The sequence below is a fragment of the Halobium salinum genome, assembly GCF_026586625.1.
GTDB lineage: Archaea > Halobacteriota > Halobacteria > Halobacteriales > Haloferacaceae > Halobium > Halobium salinum.
Genome location: NZ_JAODIW010000008.1, coordinates 654,443 through 671,677, shown reverse-complemented (window position 1 = coordinate 671,677; position 17,235 = coordinate 654,443). Strand labels below are relative to the sequence as shown.

Below are 17,235 nucleotides of genomic sequence, written 5' to 3'. Positions count from 1 at the left end.
ACCGACCGGTAGGCTTTCGCTCACGGCGCCCGCTTCGAGGACGTGATGACCGGTCGACGTGACGCCGGGCTGGTCGCCCTCGCGACCGCCCTCGCGCTCCTCGTCGCCGCGCTCCCGGCACCTCAGGGTCTCTCCGTCGAGGGACAGTACGCGTTGGCGACGGCCGCCTTCGCGGGGACGTTGTGGGTGTCAGGCGGGCTCCCCCTATCGGTCACCGGTCTGCTCGTCCCCGTCTGGCTCGTCGCCCTCGGCGTCGTTTCCGAGTTCGAGGCGGCGCTGTCGGGCTTTGCCGACCCCGTCATCTTCCTCTTCCTGGGGACGTTCGTCCTCGCGGACGCGCTGTCGCGCCACGGCGTCGACCGTCGGGTCGCGCTCGCGCTCGTCGCGACCGTCGGCACGTCGCCGCGTCGGCTCGTCCTCGGCGTCATGCTCGCCACCGCGCTCCTCTCGATGGTCGTCTCGAACACCGCCACGGCGGCGATGATGGTCCCCGTCGCGCTCGGACTGGTGCGAGAGGTAGAGGGGGCCGGGGCCGACGCGGTCGGCGTCGCCGACCCCGCTCCCGCGCCTTCGACCGACGCTGACGCCGGTGACGCGGCCGAGACGCCGCCGTCGTCCCTCCGAACCGCGACGCTGCTCGGGGTGGCCTACGCCGCGAGTATCGGCGGGCTGGGAACGCTCGTCGGCACGCCGCCGAACGCCATCGTCGTCGCCGCCCTCGACGCTCAACTCGGCGTCAGCGTCACCTTCCTGGAGTGGGCGGCGCTCGGTCTCCCGCTCGTCGCCGTCACGCTCCCGCTCGCGTGGCTCCTCCTCGTTCGACTCCACCCGCCGTCGTCGGGAGGGTCGAACGCTTCCACGCCGTCGGTCTCGACCACCGACCGTCCGCCGCTCGGGCCGGGCGGTCGTCGGGCCGCGTCGGTGTTCGTCGCCGTCGCGGTGCTGTGGCTGCTCGGCGGGGTCGGCTTCCTGTTCGAGAACGTCCTCCCGGGGCCTCTCTACGTCACGCTGTTCGGCGGGCCGGGACCGAGCCTCCTCGGCGCCGGCGACCACCAGGGCGTGCTCTACTTCGCGGTCGTCGCCGTGCTCGCGGTGCCGGCGCTGGTCCTGCTCGGCGTCTCCGACGCCGACGACGTGGCCGGCATCGACTGGAACACCCTCCTGCTGTTCGGCGGCGGCATCTCGCTCGCCGACGCGCTCGGCTCGACCGGTGCGACCGAGTGGCTCGCCGGGGCGGTGTTCGACACGCTCGCCGGGGTTCCCCTGTTCGCACTGCTGTTCGCCGTCGTCGTCCTCACCGTCCTGCTCTCGGAACTCGCCTCGAACACGGCCACGGTCGCGGTGCTCGCACCGGTCCTCGTCGCAATCGGCGTCGCCCGCGGGCCGGCGTACGGGCTCGCACCCGAGGTCGCGGGGGCGACGCTCGCGGTCGCCAGCGCGGTCGCCGCGAGCTACGGGTTCGCGCTCCCGGTCGCCACACCCCCGAACGCCGTCGTCTTCGGCACCGGCGCGGTGACCCGCCGGGAGATGCTCCGGGCCGGGCTCCTCCTCGACGCGCTCATGGCCGTCGTCACGACCACGCTCCTCTACGGGCTGTTCGCCGCCGGGCTGACGTTCGTGACGTAGCCGCCGCCCGCGCCGGTACCGATTAGCCAGTCGCCGTGTATACGGGTCACATGGCCTCGGACGACTTGACCGGCGACGACACCGACTCGACCGGCGACGACGTCGACCCGGCCCCGGCGTCCGCCCCCGACCACGCTGTCTGTCCCTTCTGCGGCGTCGGCTGTGCGCTCCGGTACGACGAGCGCCGTGGGGTCGGTGTCGGCGCGAAGGGCGCGGTGAACCGCCGCGGCGAACTCTGTCCGAAGGGGGTCGCCGCCTACGACGTGGTCGGCGACGACGAGCGGCTGACGGCTCCCATGGTCCGCGACGCGCCGGGCGGCGGCCTCCGCGAGGCGTCGTGGGACGAGGCGCTCTCCCGCGTCGTCGACGAGTTCGCCGGCGTCCGCGACGAGTTCGGCCCGGACGCGCTCGCCTTCTTCGCCTCCTCGAACTGCACGAACGAGGAGAACTACGTGCTCGGGAAGCTGGCGCGAGTGCTCGGCACCAACAACGTCGACAACTGCGCCCGGCTCTGTCACGCCTCGACGGTCGCCGCGATGGCCGGCCGCTTCGGCGCGGGCGCGATGACGAACACGCTCGACGACGTGGGCGAGGCCGACTGCTTTCTCGTCTGGGGGGCCAACCCCGCCGAACAGCACCCGGTCATCTTCTCCTCCTACCTCTACCCGGCGCTGAAACGCGGCACCGACCTCGTGGTCGTCGACCCCCGCGAGACCGCCACGGCGCGCCACGCCGACGTGCATCTCCCGGTCCGCCCCGGGTACGACATCCCGCTCCTGAACGCGATGTGCGCCGTCGTCCTCGATGAGGGCCTCGAAGGCGACGCGTTCCTCGACGCTCGCATCGACGCCGACAGCCTCGACGCCCTCCGGGCGCACCTCGACGGGTTCGACGTCGACGCGGCGGCCGAGCGGGCCGGCGTCGACCCGGCCGACCTCCGGGCCGCCGCGCGACTGTACGGCGGCGCCGACCGCGCGGCCGCGTTCACCGGGATGGGGACGAGCCAGCACCACTGCGGGACGGCGAACGTCCACGCCCTGCTGAACCTCGCACTGCTGACGGGGAACGTCGGGAAGCGGGGAGCGGGCGTCAACCCCCTGCGCGGTCAGAACAACGTCCAGGGCGCCGGCGACGTGGGGGCGCTCCCGAACGTCCTCCCCGGCTACCGCCCCGTGACGGACCGCGACGCCCGCGCCGCCGTCGCCGACGTGTGGGGGGTCTCCCCGCCCGCCGAACCCGGACTGACGGAGGTCGAACTGACCCACCGCTTCGGCGACGAGGTGCGCGCGGCGTACGTCTTCGGCGAGAACCCGGCGGTCACCGAGCCGAACGCGAACCGGGTCGCCGACGCGCTCGACGACGTTTTCCTCGTCGTCCACGACATCTACCCCTCGGAGACGACGGAGTACGCCGACGTGGTGCTCCCCGGCTCCGCGTTCGCGGAGAAGGACGGGACGGTGACGAACACGGACCGGCAGATTCAGCGCTCGCGACCTTCGGCTGACCCGCCGGGCGACGCCCGCCGCGACTTCGACGTGCTGACCGAGGTCGCTCGACGCCTCGCGGCGGAGACGGGCGTCGCCGCCGACCTCGCTACACCGGGGTTCGACTACCCCGACCCGGAGGCCGCGTTCGACGAACTCCGGCGGGTCGCCCCCATCTACGCGGGGGTGAGCTACGCCGGCATCGGTGCCGCGAGCCAACGCTGGCCGTTCCCGGAGGGGGCGACGGAGGGGACGGGCGTGCTCCACGCCGAAACGTTCGCGAACGGGGAGCGTCGCGCCCGACTCGAACCCGTGGACCACGTCGACCCCGCCGACGAGGTCGAGGAGACTCAACTCGTGCTCACCACCGGCCGGGTGCTCCAACACTTCAACAGCGGCGCCGTCACCCGCCGCTCGGGCGTCCTCACGAGGCTCCGCGGGGAGGACTCGCTGCAGATTCACCCCGAGGACGCGGCGGAGCGAGGGGTCGCCGACGGCGACCGCCTCGTCGTCGAGAACGACCGCGGTCGCGTCGAGGTCGCCGCCGAAGTGACGCCGGCGGTCCGACGCGGGACCGTCTTCTGTACGTTCCACTTCGCGGAGCCGCTGGCGAACCGGCTGACGGGCGACGCGCTCGACCCGACCGCGAAGATTCCGGAGTACAAACACTCGGCGGTCCACGTTCGGGTGGCGTCGGAGGGGTCGGATTCCGCTCCGAACCGAGACGCGTGACCCGCTTCAGAAGCGGTTCCGCCAACGCTCGGTGCGAAGCAGTTCGCCCTTGGCGGCGCTGGCGAGTCGCTCTCGTCCGTCGGCCGCCGTCTCACTCCCCCTCGTCCGCGAACGCGGTGTCCAGTTCACCGGGGCCGTCACCCCACGGGGAGTCGTCGTCGCCGCCGCCGGTCTTGAATACGCCGCGAGCCTCCGCGACGCGGGTCCCGGCGGCGTCGGTGAGGGTCACGTCGGCGACGCTGACGCTCCCGCCGTCGCGGACCACCTCGGCCTCGGCGTGGAGGTCGTCGGTGACGGGCGCGAGGTAGTCCATGCGCATGTCGACGGTCGGCGTGGCGGCGTAGTGAAGCGAGATGACGGCCGCACCGGCGACGGTGTCGGCGAGCGAGTACGCGACGCCGCCGTGGCCGACCCGCCGACCGGGGACGGAGGAGTGTTCGTCTGCGAGGCTGAGGTGGCCCTCCGCGTAGCCGTCCTCGGCGACAGTGACCTCGATACCGAGGTGCTCGGCGTAGGGCATCGCGGAGAGAAGCTCGGCGAGACTCATCGCCGACGAGAGGGTGGGACCACCCGAAAAGCTGTCGAGTCGCCGTGGCGACGGCCGGCCGGTACTCGGTCGCTCCGCGTCGTCCGCCGTCGACCGTGTCGTCCGTCGTCCCCGGCCGTCCGTCGTCGCTGGTCGCCGGTCGTCGCCCGTCGTCGTCGTTGCCGGTCGTCCCTGGCCGTCGCCGTCACCGACCGTCCAGTCGCCGGGTGTTCAGCTGTCGGCGGTGTCGTCGACCGGCGTCTTCGCTTCGGTCGTCGCGTTGACTGCGTCGGCCGCGTCCTCGTCGGCCCGCTCGACGGTGTGGCCCGTCTGTTCGAAGTGGCCGAGCGCCGCATCGAGGACCGACTGTTCGCATCCACCGTCGAAGGCGACCGCCCACCGACAGTCCACGCAGGTGTACGCGTACTGCCCCATTGCGTGTGGACATCGGTCGGCCGCAGAGCATTCCCCCTCTGCCTGCTATTTCAAGTCGGTCTTAACAGACGAAGGCGAGGGTGAGGTGACGACCCTCGCACCTCCTCCCGCCCGTCGAACGTCGCAGTAGCTATCGCAACTCGCTCGACACGCCTTCCGCAGGGTAGTCGGTGCTCGCCACGGGGTTCTCGAAGAGACGCCTCGAACGCGGGAGGGTGACCCGAGTCGGGTCCGGCCGCGGCTCAGAACGGCGGGTCGTAGTCCTCGTACTCCTCCATGTCCTCCATCTCGTCGGTGACGGAGGGCATCACGGCCGCACGCGGGCCGCCGGCCCGCACGACCTCAACCTCGGCGAGGTCGTCGACCTCTTCCGGGAGCCGGCGGCGAATCGCCTTCATCGTCATCGGGGCGATGCCACAGCCGGAGCAGGCGCCGCCGATGGCGACGGTGACGCGTCCGTTCTCCTCGTCCACGTCGCGAATCTCGAAGGAGCCGCCGTGCTGTTGAATCTGCGGGACCTCGTTGCTCAGGAAACTCCGCGTCTGTCGTTCGAGGTTTCGGGCGCTCATCCCGTCCGCAACGAGGGACGGAATCATAATAAATCTGAGCTATTTGGACGACCTAAACCCGAACAGTCGGTAATTCTGTACCGATGCTCCGCTCCGTCACCGAAACACCGAATTGTAATGGTTGTTCTTCAGTTCTGACCCCACACGGCGTTAGCCGCCCGGTCGTCGTGTCGCGACCTATCTGTCGCTCGTTGGCCCGCCTCAGTCGGCGATGCCACAGCCGCCCGTGTACTCGACCCGCTCTATCGAGTCGATGGGGTCGTCGCCACAGACCGGACAGTCGGGGTTCTGCCGGTAGGGAACCGTCTCGAAGCTCATCTCGAGGGCATCGTAGAACAGCAGGCGCCCCGAGAGCGGGTCGCCGGCGCCGAGCAGGAGCTTCACGGCCTCGGTGGCCTGAATCGTGCCGAGGACGCCCGGGAGGACTCCGAGCACGCCGGTCGTCGCACAGTCGGGCACCTCCCCCGGTTCCGGCGCCTCGGGGAACAGACAGCGGTAGCAGGGGCCACCAGGGACGAGCGTCGTCGCCTGCCCCTCGAACTTGTAGATGGCGCCGTGGGCGACCGGCACGCCGGCCAACCGTGCTACGTCGTTGACCAGATAGCGCGTCCGGAAGTTGTCGGAGGCGTCGACGACGGCGTCGCAGTCGGCGACGAGCGACTCGGCGTTCTCCCGGTCGAGACGGGTCTCGTGGGCCTCGACGGTCACGTCGGGGTTGAGCCGCTCGACGAACGCCTTCGCGCTCTCGGCCTTCGGCACCCCCACGTCGGCGTCGGCGTGGATGACCTGTCGCTGGAGGTTCGAGCGCTCGACGACGTCGTCGTCGACGACGACCAGTTCCCCGACGCCGGCGGCGGCGAGGTACTGGACGACCGGGGCGCCGAGTCCGCCGGCACCGACGACGAGGACGCGCCCGTCGAGCAGGCGTTTCTGTCCCTCCGGCCCCACCTCGTCCATGATGATGTGCCGGGAGTAGCGGTCGAGTTGCGTGGCGTCGAGCGAGAGGCCGCTCATGGGTTGTCCTTCCGGACGCGCGGCTATAAGCGCACGGTCACCGTCCCTCGACCCGACCGCCGGTCGCTCGGTCTGACCCCTCGTGTCACGCGGACGTTATCCCCTCGGCGAGCGTCATCCCCGTCGATGAACTCCTACTCCACGGATAGCGGGCAGTCCGAGGACCGCTCGACTCACGACACCGGGTCCCGCGAGGACCGAGGGAGTCGCGGCTCCCGAGCCGCCGGCTTCCTGAAACGCTTCGGCGCGATGTACGCCCTCGGCCTGACGGGCGTCGTCGCCCTCGGACTCGCCGTCGCCGGCGTGATTCCGGGCGTCGTCGGGCTCCCGACCGTCCCCGGCGTGGACCCGGCGCTCCTCGCCGTCGCCGCCGTCCTCAACTCCGCGCTCCTGCTGGCGGTCGCGGTCGCGGTCGGCGTCGCGCTCACTCCACGCGTCGGCCTCCGTTCACACCTGCTCGCGTGGGTCGGCGGCGGGACCGCTCCCGAGCGGCGGCTCCGCGAGGAGGTCCCACTCGCGGCCGGCGTCGGGGCGCTGACGTTCGCCGTCGTCGCCGGTATCGACCTGCTCTCCCGGCCGTTCCTGGGCGGATTGACGCCGACCGTGCCCACCGATTCGACCGGAGCGGCCGCGGCGCTCGTCGGGAGCCTCCCCTTCCGCCTCCTGTACGGCGGCGTCACCGAGGAACTCCTGCTCCGGTTCGGGTTCATGACGCTCGTGTTGTGGGCGCTGTGGGCCGTCGCCCGCCGACTCGGTGACCGGACCGGCGCCCCGGATTCGGGGGTCGCGTGGGCATCGATCGTCGTCGCCGCCCTGCTGTTCGGCGTCGGCCACCTGCCCGCGGCGGCGACTATCACGGCGCTCACCCCTGCGGTCGTCGCCGTCGTCGTCGGCCTCAACGCCGTCGCCGGCGTCGGCTTCGGCTGGCTCTACTGGCGCCGAAGCCTGGAGGCGGCGGTCGTCGGCCACGCCGCGTTCCACGTCGTCCTCGTCGCCGTCTCGCTCGCCCTGCTGGCCATCTGACGGGCGGGCGAGAGCCGGCAAAGCCCGTCCCCACCCGGAGGGGTAAGTGTACTCCCGGCGAACGAGCGCTCATGTCCGAAGACACGGTCGAAATCGAGACTGCAGAAGACGACGCAGCGGCATCGTCGGAGACGGCGGGTTCGACTCGGGACACGCCGTCCCGGCTCGGGCGGCTCCTATTCGGGGGCGTGCTGGGGTACATGGCGGTCGAGAACTTCCGCGGGATGGAGGGACAGATCGGCTACGCCGAGTCCAAGGGGCTGAAGGAGGCCGACAAGCTCGTCCCGCTCTCCACCGGGATGCTGCTGGTCGGCAGCATCGGCGTGACGCTGTGGCGCCTCCCCCGCATCACGACCGGTGCGGTCGTCGCCTTCCTCGCGGGCGTGACGCCGGTTATGCACGACTTCTGGGCGATGGACGACGACCAGCAGGCGCAGGTCGAGAAGTACCAGTTCTTCAAGAACGTCGCCATGCTGGGCGCGGCGCTCGCATTCCTCGAACGCGCCTGGAAGAACTGAGCGGCCACGGTCCGCGGTACGCACTGACGGTTTTTCGAACGGTCCGGCGTGACTCTCTTCCGGGGAGGGGCACCTGTATCTTCCACGGAAGAGAACCTGTATCTTCCACGGAGGGACGCCCGTACTCTCCTCTTCGACGGACCTCGAGAAGTCGATGGGTCGGAGGCCGCGTTACTCGACGTCGATGGCCGCGGAGTCTTCCAATCGGTCGAGCGTCACCTCGAGGACGCCGTTGTTGAACGACGCCGAGGCGGAGTGCTCGTCGACGCGGGCCGGGAGGCGGATGCGCTCGTCGTACTCGCGGCGGTCCGACACCGCGCTGATGGTGAGCAGTTCGCCGTCGCACTTCAGTTCGATTCCGTCCTTCTCCACGCCGGGGAGGTCGGCGACGACGCGGACCTGTGCGCCCTCGTCGTACACGTCGACGTGAGTCTCGCTCGCGAACCCGGAGGGGTCACCGCGGCGGCCGCTCACGTCCCCCATCATCCGTTCGATTTCGTCGAAGAAGTTGCGGAAGGGGTCGTCGCGGTCGTCTCTGTCCATGTGCGCCCGTAAGCTATTCTTCGGCAAAAACCTTCTGACAGGGTGAATATCGCCGGTTGTTCGGGCGGTCGACCCCGCCCCGGCGGGTCGGGCGGCAGCACTCACCGTCCGCGGAACGGCTAAACCGTTCGGGCGACAACGACCGGACAACAGGGGTAGTCGAAACCACTAAACCCCGAGAGCCGTACTCTCAGGTACGCACTAACTCGATTATGAGTGAAAAATCATACCTCGGCGCCGGCGACGTCTCGGAGGAGGAGGTCGTCCGCGTCGGACTCAACGGCTTCGGTCGTATCGGTCGGAACGTGTTCCGCGCGGTGCAGGACGACCCTCGTATCGACCTCGTCGGCATCAACGACGTGATGGACCCCGCGGACATGGCGTACCTCGCGAAGTACGACACCACGCAGGGTGAACTCCCGGGCGTCGAACTGGAGGGCGAGGAGCTCACTCTCGAGGGTACGTCGGTCCCGCTGTTCAACGAGCAGAACCCCGCCGACCTCCCGTGGGACGACCTCGACGTGGACGTGGCACTGGAGTGTACGGGCATCTTCCGCACGCGCGACGACGCCGCGGCCCACATCGACGGCGGCGCGGAGAAGGTCGTCATCTCGGCCCCGCCGAAGGGTGACAAGCCCGTCAAACAACTGGTCTACGGCGTCAACCACGACGAGTACGACGGCGAGGAGATCGTCTCCAACGCCTCCTGTACGACCAACTCCATCACGCCGGTCGCGAAGGTGCTGAACGACGAGTTCGGCATCGTCTCCGGACAGCTCACGACAGTCCACGCCTACACCGGCTCGCAGAACCTCATCGACGGCCCGAAGGCGAAGACCCGCCGCGGTCGCGCCGCCGCCGAGAACATCGTCCCGACCTCGACGGGCGCCGCGCAGGCCGCCACCGAGATTCTCCCCGAACTGGAGGGGAAACTCGACGGGATGGCCATCCGCGTCCCCGTGCCGAACGGCTCCATCACGGACTTCACGGTCCAGCTGGAGGGGTCGCCCACGGCCGAGGAGATAAACGACGCGTTCCGCGAGGCCGCCGACGGCGAGATGGCGGGCGTCCTCGGCTACACGGACGACGAGGTCGTCTCCTCGGACATCGTCGGCTGGCCGTTCTCCTCCTGTGTCGACCTCGAGTCGACGAACGTCGTCGGCGACGGGTTCACGAAGGTGCTGACGTGGTACGACAACGAGTACGGCTTCTCGAACCGGATGCTCGACGTGGCCGCGTTCGTCTCCGGCAAGTCCGAGTAAGCGCTCCGAGTCGATTTTCGACTCTTGACGTACGCACCGGAGCCGCGAGCGACTGAACGAAGCGAGCGGCGAAGCGCGCAGCGAGTCGCACGCGTCCAGCATCGGGAGTTTCCGAGGATACCGAGTCGGGGTCGATGGTGACTGCTCCGTCCGACACGGAACGGCCGTGCCAACCGCCGCAGTGTTTTATCTAATCACTCCGAACACCGACTGTGCCCCGCTGGGACCGCGACGAACTCGACGAGCAGTACGCCGAGTCCGACAACCTCGACGCCCGAATCGCCCTCCACGCGAACTACAGCACCGCCGAAACCGACCTCCACCGCTGGCTGTTCGAGCGCTACGACCTCCCGAGCGACGCCGACGTGCTCGAACTCGGCTGCGGGACCGGGCGCCTGTGGGTCGAGAACGCCGAGCGCGTGCCGGCGGCGTGGACGCTGACGCTCACGGACCGCTCGGCCGGGATGGTCGAGGAGACCCGTACGGCGGTCTCGGATGCGCTCGCCGACGCCGACCGCGACGCGGTGGACGGCCCGGACGGCTCGGACCGCCCCGGCACGCGCTTCGCCCGCGTCGACGCCGCGTCCGTCCCGGTCGACGACGATTCGGTCGACGCCGTGGTCGCCAACCACATGCTGTACCACGTCCCCGACCGGGAGACAGCTTACGCCGAGATTCGGCGTGTACTTCGGCCCGGCGGTCGGCTGTACGCGGCCACGAACGGCGACTCCCACCTCGCGGAACTCGGCGAGTACGTCACCGAGGCGCTCGGGGAAGACCACGAGTTCCACAGCGCCATGGCGGGGTTCACGCTCGAATCGGCCGGCGACGAACTCCGGGCACAGTTCGAGGACGTGCGGGTGGAGCGTCATCCGAACGGCCTCCGCGTCCCCGACCCGGAGCCGCTGGTCGCCTACGCCGCGTCGATGACCGACCGGAGCGAAGCGGAGGTGGCGGCGCTCGCGCGAGTCGCCGAGGAGCGCACTGCGGACGGTCCCTTCGAGGCTCGGAAGGACACCGGCGTGTTCGTGGTGCAGGTGGCGTGACCGAGCCGAACGGTGCCGCCGGCCGACGGTGCCGCTCGGCTCGATGCGCGCACCACTAAGTGCCCGCCGCGCGTCGCCCCGCGTATGTCCACCTTCAGAACCCTCGACGACCTCGCGGACGGACAGCGCGTCCTCGTCCGCCTCGACCTCAACTCTCCGATAGAGGACGGCGAGGTACAGGACAACCGCCGGTTCGAGCGCCACGCCGAGACCGTCCGGGAGTTACTCGCCGCCGACCACGCCGTCGCCCTGATGGCCCACCAGGGTCGTCCCGGCGACGACGACTTCGTCTCCCTTGAGGGGCACGCGGAGATTCTCGCCGAACACGTCGGCTCGGACATAGGGTTCGTCGCCGACACGTACGGCGAGGAGGCGCTGTCGGCGGTAAAGAACCTCTCCGGTGGCGAGGCGCTCCTCCTCGAGAACACCCGGATGTGCGACGAGGAGTTGCCGGAGGAGGAGCCCGAAGTCAAGGCCGAGACCGACTTCGTCCGGACGCTCGCCCCCGAGTTCGACGCGTACGTCAACGACGCCTACTCGGCGGCCCACCGCTCGCACGCCTCGCTCGTGGGGTTCCCGGTCGTGATGGACGCCTACGCCGGACGCGTGATGCAGACGGAGTACGAGGCCAACTCTGCCATCGGCGGCCGGGAGTTCGACGGCAACGTGACGATGGTCGTCGGCGGGACGAAGGCGACCGACGTCATCGGCGTGATGGAGGCGCTGGGGGAGAGAGTCGACACCTTCTGTCTCGGCGGCATCGCCGGCGAACTGTTCCTCCGGGCCGACGGCTACCCCGTCGGGACGGACGTGGGCGACATGGCCCTCTTCGACGACCAGTGGGACGCCAATCGGGAGACCATCGAGGGCCTCCTCGACGAACACGGCGACAGCATCCGTCTCGCGCTCGACCTCGCCTACGAGGCCGAGGACGGCGGCCGCGCCGAACAGCCCGTCTCGGGCATCGACGAGAAGACGCGCCCGTACCTCGACGTGGGGACGATGACCGTCGAGGAGTACGAGCAGGTGATTCGGCAGTCCGAGGCCGTCTTCGTGAAGGGGGCACTCGGGCTGTTCGAGGACGAGCGATTCAGCAAGGGGACGGTCGGCGTGCTCGACGCCATCGCCGACACCGACTGCTTCTCGGTCGTCGGCGGCGGCGACACCTCCCGCGCCATCGAGATGTACGACCTCGACGAGGACGACTTCTCGCACGTCTCCATCGCCGGCGGGGCGTACATTCGGGCGCTGACCGGCGAGCCGCTGGTCGGCGTGCAGGTGCTGGAGGCGGCGGCCGACCGGATGGCCACCTGACCCGTCTCGCGCCCCCCGACCCCGGCGTTTCTTGCCTCACGACGACCAACTCCGTCCATGCTCGTCGGAATCTGCTCGGACACCCACGACGACCTGGACCTCGCGAACGCCGCCGTCTCGACGTTCGAGGAGGCCGGCGTCGACGCCGTAATTCACTGCGGCGACGTCGTCGCGCCGTTCACCGCGACGCCGTTCGACGCCGACTTCGAGTTCTACGCCGTCCGCGGCAACAACGACGGCGAGTGGGCGCTTCAGGAGGTCGTGAACGAGTTCGGCACCTACCTCGGCGAGATGGGCGAGCTCACCCTCGACGACCGCGAGTTCGCCGTCTACCACGGGACGAGCGAGGCCATCGTCGACGCGCTCGTCGGCTGTGGGAGCTACGACTACGTCGTCCGCGGCCACACCCACCAGCGGGTGCACGAGGAGCGCGACGGGACCGTCCACCTCAACCCCGGTGGCCTGCCGATTCCGGGCGCGGACGATAGCTACTCGGTCGCGACCCTCGACACCGACACGGGCGAGGTCGAGTTCCACGAGCTGTAGGCTCACAAGTCACGTCGAACTCGACGCCGGCGCTACTGGATTCGTGGCCCAACCAACAGAAGGGGCCGGCGGATGGTCGATGTCGCCGCGTTCGGTCGAAGGTGCGACGACGCGACCGACGGCCTACTGGTACGGCGTGAGCCGCTTTCGCATCCCGTCGAACACGGATTCGAGGCCGACGCCGAGCCGCTGGTCGGTGAGCTCCATGCTGTCCTCCTGGGTCTCGCGGCCGAGCACCGCGCGAATCGCGTCGACGTTCTCCGGAATCACGTCGGACTCCTGGTGGATGGACTGGAACAGGTAGAGGTCGTCGTCCTCCACCGACACGGACTCCTCCCAGATGCAGTTCTCCCAGAGGTCGCCCCGGGGTCGGCCGGTGTCCATAGCGAACTCCTTCAGCTTCCCGGTGCCGTCGATGCCGGCGGTGCCGGGGACGAGGAACAGCCGGGACTCGTCGCTGAGCACGTCCTTGACCTCCTCGGCCGTCGGCTCGGACTCGAGGGTGACGTTGAACGAGTGGAGGTGCATCAGGGTCGCGGGCACCTTCACGCCGAGGGTGTCGATGTTCAACTCCGGGAAGATGCTGTTGACGTCCGGCCCGTGGTGGGAGGGGATAGTGATGGGGTCGGGGAGGATGTCGTTGATGGGGCCACGGGAGGAGTCACCCGGGTCGCCGCCGCGGCGGATGAGCGTGACGCGGGCCTTCTCGACGCCGAAGTGTTCCTCTAACGGGGCGATGACGCGGGAGATACCCGTCGTGTTACAGGAGACGACGCGGACGAACTCCGCGTCCTCGGCGGCGTCGTAGTTGGCGCGGGCGTTGAAGCTCACGTCCGCCACGTCGGCACCTTCGCCGCCCTGGAACAGGGCGGGCGTGTCGTACTGCCGGTACAGTTCGCGGTTCTCGGCACCGATGCCGGACGGGGTGGTGTCGACGACCACGTCGCTCGCCATCACCATGTCCTCGACTTCGCCGGCGAGGTCGATGCCGCCCTCGCGGAAGGCGTCCGACCGCTCCGGGATGGCGGCGTACAGCGGGTACCCCTTGCGGACCGCCGCCTCGGCCTCGAAGTTCGGTCGGGTCTTCGCGACGCCGACGAGTTCCATGTCCGGCTGCGCGACGACGGCGTCCGCCACGCGCTTGCCGATGGTTCCGTAGCCGTTTACGCCGACCTTGATCATGTGGGTCGTCCGACGTTCCGACGGGAAGACGGATAGTTATTCCGGGTCTACGTGGTTAGAAATTAACTCCGTGGCGAGTAACGCGCCGATGTTCTTCGGAACGGGGGTAGTTTCTGGACGTTCGTCACGTCGTGGCGTAGCAGGCGGGTGTCCCGACCTTCAGACCGGCGCCGGCCGCCCGGTCGACGGTGCGCAAGACAAGACCTAACCCGCTCGCCCCGCCAGCAGGGGTATGACCGACGCAGGCGAGGCCGGCGAGGACCGACAGCCCGACGCGGCGCTCGCGGACGCCGCCGAGACCGCCATCACCCAGTGTCTGAACCTCGGGGCCGACGAGTCCTGTCTCGTCGTCACCGACGACGAGCGCGAGCGTATCGGGGAGTTCCTCTACGAGGCCGCTCGCGACGTCGCCGACGACGTGAGCATCGTCCGCTACCCGCCGGGCGACCAGCACGGCGAGGAGCCGCCGGCCGCCGTCGCCGCGGCGATGACGGAGGTCGACGCCTTCCTCGCGCCGACGACCAAGAGCCTGAGTCACACCCGCGCCCGCAGCGAGGCCAACGCGGCCGGCGCCCGGGGGTCGACGCTCCCCGAAATCACCGAGCGCGTGATGGTGCTCGGTCTCGACGCCGACTACGCCGCCATCGCCGGCCACTCCCGCGACGTGCTGGAGCAGGTCGGCGACGCCGAGGAGGTTCGCGTGACGACCGAAGCCGGCACCGACATCACGTTCCGTGCCGGCGACCGCGACTGGCTGGCCGACACCGGGATGGTACACAACGACGGCGAGTTCTCGAACCTCCCCGCCGGCGAGGTGTTCGTGAGCCCCGAGACCGCCGACGGGACGTACGTCGTCGACGGGACGATGATGCCCCACGGCCTGCTCGACGAGGGCCAGGAGCTCACGTTCGAGGTCGAGGACGGGCAGGTGACCGAGATTTCCGACGACGACATCCGGGAGCAGGTCGAGGCCGCCGCCGAGTCGGTCGGCGACGCCGCCTACAACCTCGCCGAACTCGGTATCGGGACGAACGTCGGCGTGACGGAACTCGTCGGCTCGGTCCTCTTAGACGAGAAGGCCGCCGGAACGGTCCACATCGCCATCGGCGACGACGCCGGCATCGGCGGCGACGTGGAGGCGCCGCTGCACCTCGACGGCATCATCCGGGAGCCGACGGTGTACGCGGACGGGGAGGTCGTAGACCTCCCGTCGGTCGACCGGTGAAACCGGGAGACGGTGAGGAAGTGACGCTGCCGCGGGCCGGGGAGTAGTCGTGCCCTACACCCCGTTTCACGCGCCCGCCGCGAGGTAACAGACCGCCAACTCGACGAGCGCCGGGTTCGGCGTCGCGTGGGGTCGCGCCCGCTGTACCTCCGCGAGCGCGTCGGCGAAGTTCGTCCCCTCCTCAGCGGCCAGCAGCGTCGCCAGCACCGTACTGCTCCGCGAGATTCCGGCCTTGCAGTGGACGAGGAGCGTTCCCTCCTTCCGGTGGAGGTCGCGGGCGGTGTCGACGGCCGCCTCGAACGCCGGCCACTCGGTGCCCTCGCCGTCCACGAGCGGGTGGTGGTGGGTCGTTCCCGACCGTGTGTCGGTGAGGGTGAGGACGTGCTCGAAGTCGACCCCGCCGCATCGTTCGGGATCGGCGGCGTGCGCGTTCCCGAGGTAGAGGTCCCGGTCGCCGATTCGCCGGACGACCGGGTGGTCCTCGACGTAGCCGAAGGGGCGGACCACAGACGAGGGCGGCCCCGAGTTCACTTCTCATGGGTGTCCGCCGTCGACAATAAATCCCGGTACGAGTCCGATAAGCGACGTACCGAGGCGACCGCGTGGCGCGCACCGTGAGGCGTTTCGTCGCCGAACGGCGTCGTGCGAGGGGTGAGGGAACCGGCTGGGGAGGGTGCGGTCGGGGTGGGGTTCCGTTCTATCGACCTACACGTCCTCGCCGAACATCGCCCACCCTGACTCTCCCACCCGCACCCACGCGAACAAGCACGGACTTTTACGGCCGGATAGCCAACGGAGCCAGTAATGAGCGAACACACCGGGCGGGTCGCGCTCGCGTGTCCGTCCTGTTCACCGGACACGGCGACCCCCCACGAGGTACTGAAGGAGGCCGGTCTCGCGACCGTCCGCTGTGCGGACTGCGGCCACGTCCACAAGGAGGAACTCGAAGAACCGGAGACCGTCGAAATCGACGTCGTCGTCTCTCAGGACGGGGAATCCCTCACCGCCCGCGTCGAGACCGAAGCCGACGAGTCGGTCGGCGTCGGCGACGAGTTCATCGTCGACACGCCGGAGGCCATCATGCAGGTCCGGGTCACGTCCGTCGAAATCGGTCCGGAGATGCGCGCAGAGCAGGCCGCCGCGAGCGAAGTCGAAACCGTCTGGACCCGCGCCGTCGACAACGTCACGGTGAAGGCGACGGTCCACACCGAGGGTGGGCAGGACGAGGGGTCGCGCAGCGAGCGCCTGCAGGTGCCCGGCGACTACGAGTTCGTCGTCGGCGAGGTCGGCGAGTTCGGCGACGAGAAGTTCGAGGTGCAGGCCATCGTCGTCCGCGAGGAGGGACCGGAGTACCGCCACGGGAAACTGGACCACGAGGGCGACATGGCGTTCGCGAAGGACGTAAAGCGGGTGTACGGCCGCGACGAGTCCTCGCAGGCGTGGTCGCCCTGGTAGGGTACGGAGCGAACTGAGAGCCCATGACCGACCGAGGTGACGACGGTGATGCGGACCGCGACGAGTTCTCCCGCGCCCGCGAGCGGTTGGTCGACCGGCTCCGCGAACGCGGTCACGTCGAGCGCGCCTCCTCGCTCGCCGCCCTGCGGGCCGTCCCGCGTCACGAGTTCGTCCCCGGCGGCTCCCGGGGACGGGCCTACCGCGACGAGCCGCTGCCCATCGACGAGGGCCAGACCATCAGCGCGCCCCACATGGTCGGCATCATGCTGGACCTCCTCGACCTGGAGCCGGGCGACCGCGTGCTCGAAGTCGGCACCGGCTGTGGCTACCACGCGGCGGCGACGGCGGAGGTCGTCGGACCGGGCACCGTCTACAGCGTCGAGTATCACGACGTGCTGGCCGACGAGGCCGAAGCGCGCCTCGACCGGCTGGGATACGACGTCCACGTCCGCGTCGGCGACGGCCACGGCGGCTGGCCGGAGCACGCCCCGTACGACGCCGCGTACCTCACCTGCGCGCCCGAGGCGATTCCCGAGGCCGTAATCGAACAGGTCCGTCCCGGCGGGGTCGTCGTGGGCCCGGTCGGCCGCGGGCGACAGGTGCTCGTCAGGCTCCGCAAGCGGACGGACGGCTCCGTCGAGCGCGAGGAACACGGCGCGGTGCGGTTCGTGCCGATGCGCGACGGGAACTAGAACGACGCTCGCGACGGTCCGCCCGAGTCACCACACACACCGA

Annotated in this window: 18 protein-coding genes; 11 read left to right on the top strand and 7 right to left on the bottom strand. The window is 69.9% G+C overall.

The window, feature by feature from the left end; all coding sequences use genetic code 11:
• Window positions 1–45 precede the first annotated feature (45 nt).
• Complete coding sequence (locus N5095_RS15560) at window positions 46–1,626, top strand: SLC13 family permease (protein WP_267623918.1); 1,581 nt, start codon at window positions 46–48, stop codon at window positions 1,624–1,626.
• A 50-nt stretch (window positions 1,627–1,676) separates the two neighbouring features.
• Entirely contained in the window at window positions 1,677–3,842 is a 2,166-nt protein-coding gene (fdhF, locus tag N5095_RS15555) for a formate dehydrogenase subunit alpha (RefSeq protein ID WP_267623917.1), read from the top strand.
• A gap of 91 nt (window positions 3,843–3,933) precedes the next feature.
• Here fdhF and N5095_RS15550 read toward each other — a convergent pair whose 3' ends face one another.
• From N5095_RS15550 to ubaA, 4 genes are all read right to left on the bottom strand, one after another.
• Window positions 3,934–4,389: a PaaI family thioesterase gene (locus tag N5095_RS15550; protein WP_267623916.1), complete on the bottom strand. Its 456-nt coding sequence runs from the start codon at window positions 4,387–4,389 to the stop codon at window positions 3,934–3,936.
• Between the two features lie 210 nt (window positions 4,390–4,599).
• Window positions 4,600–4,803, bottom strand: coding sequence for a hypothetical protein (locus N5095_RS15545; RefSeq protein WP_267623914.1), 204 nt, complete (start codon window positions 4,801–4,803; stop codon window positions 4,600–4,602).
• A 242-nt stretch (window positions 4,804–5,045) separates the two neighbouring features.
• Window positions 5,046–5,372, bottom strand: a complete 327-nt coding sequence (locus tag N5095_RS15540; RefSeq protein ID WP_267624493.1) for a NifU family protein — start codon at window positions 5,370–5,372, stop codon at window positions 5,046–5,048.
• Between the two features lie 201 nt (window positions 5,373–5,573).
• A complete protein-coding gene (ubaA, locus tag N5095_RS15535; RefSeq protein WP_267623912.1) occupies window positions 5,574–6,386 on the bottom strand; it encodes an SAMP-activating enzyme E1 in 813 nt (270 codons plus the stop codon).
• 126 nt (window positions 6,387–6,512) lie between these two features.
• Between ubaA and N5095_RS15530 the strand changes: the two genes are divergently transcribed.
• Window positions 6,513–7,409, top strand: a complete 897-nt coding sequence (locus tag N5095_RS15530; protein WP_267623911.1) for a CPBP family intramembrane glutamic endopeptidase — start codon at window positions 6,513–6,515, stop codon at window positions 7,407–7,409.
• A gap of 71 nt (window positions 7,410–7,480) precedes the next feature.
• The gene (locus tag N5095_RS15525) at window positions 7,481–7,927 is read left to right on the top strand and encodes a DoxX family protein (protein ID WP_267623909.1); all 447 of its coding nucleotides are present in this window, start codon (window positions 7,481–7,483) and stop codon (window positions 7,925–7,927) included.
• Window positions 7,928–8,098: 171 nt separating this feature from the next.
• On the opposite strand, the gene N5095_RS15520 is transcribed toward N5095_RS15525, so the two are convergent.
• Complete coding sequence (locus N5095_RS15520) at window positions 8,099–8,470, bottom strand: Hsp20/alpha crystallin family protein (RefSeq protein WP_267623908.1); 372 nt, start codon at window positions 8,468–8,470, stop codon at window positions 8,099–8,101.
• Between the two features lie 212 nt (window positions 8,471–8,682).
• Here N5095_RS15520 and gap point away from each other — a divergent pair, with 212 nt between their 5' ends.
• From gap to N5095_RS15500, 4 genes are all read left to right on the top strand, one after another.
• On the top strand, window positions 8,683–9,732 hold the full coding sequence (gene gap / locus N5095_RS15515; protein WP_267623907.1) for a type I glyceraldehyde-3-phosphate dehydrogenase: 1,050 nt from the start codon (window positions 8,683–8,685) through the stop codon (window positions 9,730–9,732).
• A gap of 212 nt (window positions 9,733–9,944) precedes the next feature.
• Complete coding sequence (locus tag N5095_RS15510) at window positions 9,945–10,778, top strand: class I SAM-dependent methyltransferase (protein ID WP_267623906.1); 834 nt, start codon at window positions 9,945–9,947, stop codon at window positions 10,776–10,778.
• An 84-nt stretch (window positions 10,779–10,862) separates the two neighbouring features.
• Window positions 10,863–12,092: a phosphoglycerate kinase gene (locus tag N5095_RS15505; protein WP_267623905.1), complete on the top strand. Its 1,230-nt coding sequence runs from the start codon at window positions 10,863–10,865 to the stop codon at window positions 12,090–12,092.
• 57 nt (window positions 12,093–12,149) lie between these two features.
• On the top strand, window positions 12,150–12,638 hold the full coding sequence (locus tag N5095_RS15500) for a metallophosphoesterase (RefSeq protein WP_267623903.1): 489 nt from the start codon (window positions 12,150–12,152) through the stop codon (window positions 12,636–12,638).
• A gap of 123 nt (window positions 12,639–12,761) precedes the next feature.
• Here N5095_RS15500 and N5095_RS15495 read toward each other — a convergent pair whose 3' ends face one another.
• Complete coding sequence (locus N5095_RS15495) at window positions 12,762–13,820, bottom strand: type II glyceraldehyde-3-phosphate dehydrogenase (protein WP_267623902.1); 1,059 nt, start codon at window positions 13,818–13,820, stop codon at window positions 12,762–12,764.
• Between the two features lie 232 nt (window positions 13,821–14,052).
• On the opposite strand from N5095_RS15495, the gene N5095_RS15490 reads away from it, so the two are divergent.
• A complete protein-coding gene (locus N5095_RS15490) occupies window positions 14,053–15,045 on the top strand; it encodes an aminopeptidase (RefSeq protein WP_267623901.1) in 993 nt (330 codons plus the stop codon).
• A gap of 66 nt (window positions 15,046–15,111) precedes the next feature.
• On the opposite strand, the gene N5095_RS15485 is transcribed toward N5095_RS15490, so the two are convergent.
• Window positions 15,112–15,552 carry a protein-tyrosine phosphatase family protein gene (locus N5095_RS15485; RefSeq protein WP_267623899.1) on the bottom strand — a complete coding sequence of 147 codons (441 nt, stop codon included), beginning with the start codon at window positions 15,550–15,552 and terminating at the stop codon, window positions 15,112–15,114.
• A gap of 297 nt (window positions 15,553–15,849) precedes the next feature.
• Between N5095_RS15485 and N5095_RS15480 the strand changes: the two genes are divergently transcribed.
• Window positions 15,850–16,500, top strand: coding sequence for an HVO_0476 family zinc finger protein (locus tag N5095_RS15480; RefSeq protein WP_267623897.1), 651 nt, complete (start codon window positions 15,850–15,852; stop codon window positions 16,498–16,500).
• A gap of 23 nt (window positions 16,501–16,523) precedes the next feature.
• Complete coding sequence (locus N5095_RS15475; protein ID WP_267623896.1) at window positions 16,524–17,192, top strand: protein-L-isoaspartate(D-aspartate) O-methyltransferase; 669 nt, start codon at window positions 16,524–16,526, stop codon at window positions 17,190–17,192.
• Window positions 17,193–17,235 lie beyond the last annotated feature (43 nt).

What these genes read in the sequence shown, in the direction of transcription:
- N5095_RS15560 (WP_267623918.1), top strand. Translation starts at nt 46, where the DNA reads ATGACCGGTCGACGTGACGCCGGGCTGGTCGCCCTCGCGACCGCCCTC.
- fdhF (WP_267623917.1), top strand. Translation starts at nt 1,677, where the DNA reads ATGGCCTCGGACGACTTGACCGGCGACGACACCGACTCGACCGGCGAC.
- N5095_RS15550 (WP_267623916.1), bottom strand. Translation starts at nt 4,389, where the DNA reads ATGAGTCTCGCCGAGCTTCTCTCCGCGATGCCCTACGCCGAGCACCTC.
- N5095_RS15545 (WP_267623914.1), bottom strand. Translation starts at nt 4,803, where the DNA reads ATGGGGCAGTACGCGTACACCTGCGTGGACTGTCGGTGGGCGGTCGCC.
- N5095_RS15540 (WP_267624493.1), bottom strand. Translation starts at nt 5,372, where the DNA reads ATGAGCGCCCGAAACCTCGAACGACAGACGCGGAGTTTCCTGAGCAAC.
- ubaA (WP_267623912.1), bottom strand. Translation starts at nt 6,386, where the DNA reads ATGAGCGGCCTCTCGCTCGACGCCACGCAACTCGACCGCTACTCCCGG.
- N5095_RS15530 (WP_267623911.1), top strand. Translation starts at nt 6,513, where the DNA reads ATGAACTCCTACTCCACGGATAGCGGGCAGTCCGAGGACCGCTCGACT.
- N5095_RS15525 (WP_267623909.1), top strand. Translation starts at nt 7,481, where the DNA reads ATGTCCGAAGACACGGTCGAAATCGAGACTGCAGAAGACGACGCAGCG.
- N5095_RS15520 (WP_267623908.1), bottom strand. Translation starts at nt 8,470, where the DNA reads ATGGACAGAGACGACCGCGACGACCCCTTCCGCAACTTCTTCGACGAA.
- gap (WP_267623907.1), top strand. Translation starts at nt 8,683, where the DNA reads ATGAGTGAAAAATCATACCTCGGCGCCGGCGACGTCTCGGAGGAGGAG.
- N5095_RS15505 (WP_267623905.1), top strand. Translation starts at nt 10,863, where the DNA reads ATGTCCACCTTCAGAACCCTCGACGACCTCGCGGACGGACAGCGCGTC.
- N5095_RS15500 (WP_267623903.1), top strand. Translation starts at nt 12,150, where the DNA reads ATGCTCGTCGGAATCTGCTCGGACACCCACGACGACCTGGACCTCGCG.
- N5095_RS15495 (WP_267623902.1), bottom strand. Translation starts at nt 13,820, where the DNA reads ATGATCAAGGTCGGCGTAAACGGCTACGGAACCATCGGCAAGCGCGTG.
- N5095_RS15490 (WP_267623901.1), top strand. Translation starts at nt 14,053, where the DNA reads ATGACCGACGCAGGCGAGGCCGGCGAGGACCGACAGCCCGACGCGGCG.
- N5095_RS15480 (WP_267623897.1), top strand. Translation starts at nt 15,850, where the DNA reads ATGAGCGAACACACCGGGCGGGTCGCGCTCGCGTGTCCGTCCTGTTCA.
- N5095_RS15475 (WP_267623896.1), top strand. Translation starts at nt 16,524, where the DNA reads ATGACCGACCGAGGTGACGACGGTGATGCGGACCGCGACGAGTTCTCC.